At 57.0% G+C, this 2550-nt stretch carries 3 protein-coding genes and 1 pseudogene; 1 reads left to right on the forward strand and 3 read right to left on the reverse strand.

All coding sequences use genetic code 11. The annotated features are described in order from the left end of the window. Window positions 1-437: FUSC family protein (locus GE543_RS27430; protein ID WP_256664758.1), on the reverse strand; the 437-nt coding region annotated here is incomplete at its 3' end. Beyond that, window positions 434-886, reverse strand: a complete 453-nt coding sequence (locus GE543_RS13410) for a MarR family winged helix-turn-helix transcriptional regulator (protein ID WP_003417773.1) — start codon at window positions 884-886, stop codon at window positions 434-436. The genes GE543_RS27430 and GE543_RS13410, both read right to left, overlap by 4 nt. 538 nt (window positions 887-1424) lie before the next feature. On the opposite strand from GE543_RS13410, the pseudogene GE543_RS13415 reads away from it, so the two are divergent. Further along, a pseudogene (locus tag GE543_RS13415) lies at window positions 1425-2094 on the forward strand (polysaccharide lyase family 7 protein). Window positions 2095-2113: 19 nt separating this feature from the next. On the opposite strand, the gene GE543_RS27435 reads toward GE543_RS13415, so the two are convergent. Beyond that, on the reverse strand, window positions 2114-2550 hold a 437-nt coding region (locus tag GE543_RS27435), incomplete at its 5' end, for an ATP-binding protein (protein ID WP_256664759.1).

A 2550-nucleotide genomic window follows, 5' to 3' on the forward strand; every position in this document is an offset into this window, starting at 1 on the left:
TCTTCGGTACGCGACACCGCGATGTCGAATACAGCTTGCGGGTTGTCGACCACTGGCAGCGAAATCAGCGGCATGGTGTAGCCGGCCAGCATCAATGCGTAGCTGTTGGCGGTGCGCAAGTGCAGGGACAGAAACAACAGGGTGCCGGTCCACAGCCCGACCACGATGGCCAGCAACAAGGGTGTCTGCACGAACATGGGCACCAGCACGACCGATGCCGCCGCACCGGCCAGGGTTCCGGCCGCTCTGTACAGCGCCTTGGAACTGGTCGGGCCGACGAAGGGGCTGGAGACGATGTACACCGTGGCCATTGCCCAGTAGGGGCGGGGCATTTCCATCAACAATGCGATGTACAGCGCCAGCATCGACGCGCCGAAGGTGCGTACACCGTAGAACCAGTCGCGTGCAGGTGGAACGCTGGAGAAAAATCCGTTCAAGCCTGGCCCCCGTGTTCGCGCTGCGCCGCATCGGCAAACGCCTGTAACACCCGCAAGGTGGCCTCCAGGTCGGCAGGTTGCAGGCCTTGCAGCACTTCGGCACGCAAGCGGGTCAGCTCGGCTTCGATGGCACACGCCAGTGCGCGACCTTTGCGCGTCAGGCTCAAGGCCTTGGCGCGGCGGTCATTCGGATCTTCGGTGCGACAAACGATATCGGCCTTGCACAATTGGTCGAGCAGACGCACCAGCGTCGGACTTTCCATACCTGCCGCCTGGGCCACTTTTACCTGATGTGCGCCATCGCCCAAGCGTGCAATGGCCAGCAACGGTCCTGCGCAGGCTTCGGAAATACCATAGGTCACCAGCGTGTTCTGGCAAATGCGTCGCCATTGGCGAGACGCGGCCACCAGGCCACTGCTGATTGTCCGATGCAGGGATTCGACAGACATGAAAACACCAGGAATTTAGTTAGGAGCGATATTGTTAGTAGGGAGATAAATAGCTTGCTAACTAATATCTCGTAACAACTGCTTACAGTCAACCCGAAGCTGCCCGGCGGAGGCGCTTTCTTTCTAACCCGTTAAAAGCGCGTTTCGAGAAGACGGGACGCTCTAAAAGGGTCGCCTTGGTCAGCTTCAAGTAGCGGAAGTTCATTTCTGAAGAAGATAATTGCTACCGTCTGTCGGTAATTTGCGTTTTTTTGCGCTGTATCGGCCTCGACACATTCAAAAAAATGACGCGCTTCACAAAACACTTCTTCACGTTAATCAACGCTTGTAGCTCGACAGTGGCACATGGCTGCATCGCAACAATTGATATCGCAGTGATGGCATTGGCTATTTTTAGACGTTTTGTTGACGCCAAAGCGTTGTCGAGGCTGTTTAAAAAATAAACGATTCAGCCGATAGTCTGGATGACCAAACGGGCCAGCACACCCGTTTCAGAGCCATTCAGTTGGTGCGCGATGCGCACCTTGCGAGCTACGCGATGATCGACCTTGCTACCTGGAATCTCTCCGTACCTGTCGGAAGCCCCGCGACCATTATCGAAACCCCCAAGTTGGTAAAGGGCTATCGGGATGGCTATTTTCAATCCGGGGATACGCTGTTTTTCTGGGCGCCGGTGACGGGTTCAACCACCGAAAACGCCAAGTACCCGCGTTCCGAATTGCGCGAGACGACTTCAGACGGAAGAGTCTTCAATTGGGCCTACTCCAGTGCCGACAACTTTCTGCGCGCGACCCTGGAAGTCGATCAGGTGCCTTCCAGCGGCAAGATCGTGATCGGTCAGATCCACTGCTACCAGAGCACCGAACCGCTGCTGAAGGTGGAGTATCAGTACAAGGAGAAGCTGCAGACCGGCAACATCGTCGCCAAGTTTCGTCGTACGCCGGACTCGGAAATCGAGGTCATCAACATCGCGCAAGGTGTGCCGCTCAACAAGCAGTTCAACTACACCATCAACCTGTCGCCGTCTGGCGATCTGACGGTCAATGCCTTTGACGCAGTCTGGTACGCCAAGCTGGATTCAGCCTGGGCCAGCAAACTGTTCTACTTCAAGGCAGGGGTCTATACCCAGGACAATACCGGNNTACACCACGGAAGGCGGCTCGGCCACCTTCTACAAGCTGGCCATTGCCCACGAGAAAAAGAATTGATCCTTGCGCACTGCAGGCTTCAGGCCGCTGGAAATATCAGACTGAAGCAGATTCTGCCGACGGCGGGTTGAGCGACTTCGACCCGACCGCCGTGCAGTTGCATGATTGCCGTGACGATCGCCAGCCCCAGGCCGTTGGAATCCGAACGCTCATGGCGTGAGGCGTCACCGCGATAGAAACGATCGAACAAGCGTGCAAGGGTGGCCTCCGGCAGCACCGGTCCACGGTTCTCCACATCTATCTTCCAGTGCCTGTCCACAGCCGTCACCCGCATCAGAATCTCGCTGTCTTCATCAGCGTAGCGAATCGCATTGGCGACCAGATTGCTCAATGCACGCCGCAGCAAAATCGGATCGGCCAGCAGCGTGCCCTGTCCGTGGGTGCTCAGGGTCAGGTTGCGTTCTTCGGCCAGCCCCTCGAAATAGCCGGCGACCCGTTGCAGTTCGTCATGCAGAT

This window comes from Pseudomonas sp. SZ57 (assembly GCF_009495975.1).
GTDB classification, from domain to species: domain Bacteria; phylum Pseudomonadota; class Gammaproteobacteria; order Pseudomonadales; family Pseudomonadaceae; genus Aquipseudomonas; species Aquipseudomonas syringae.

What these genes read in the sequence shown, in the direction of transcription:
- GE543_RS13410 (WP_003417773.1), bottom strand. Translation starts at nt 886, where the DNA reads ATGTCTGTCGAATCCCTGCATCGGACAATCAGCAGTGGCCTGGTGGCC.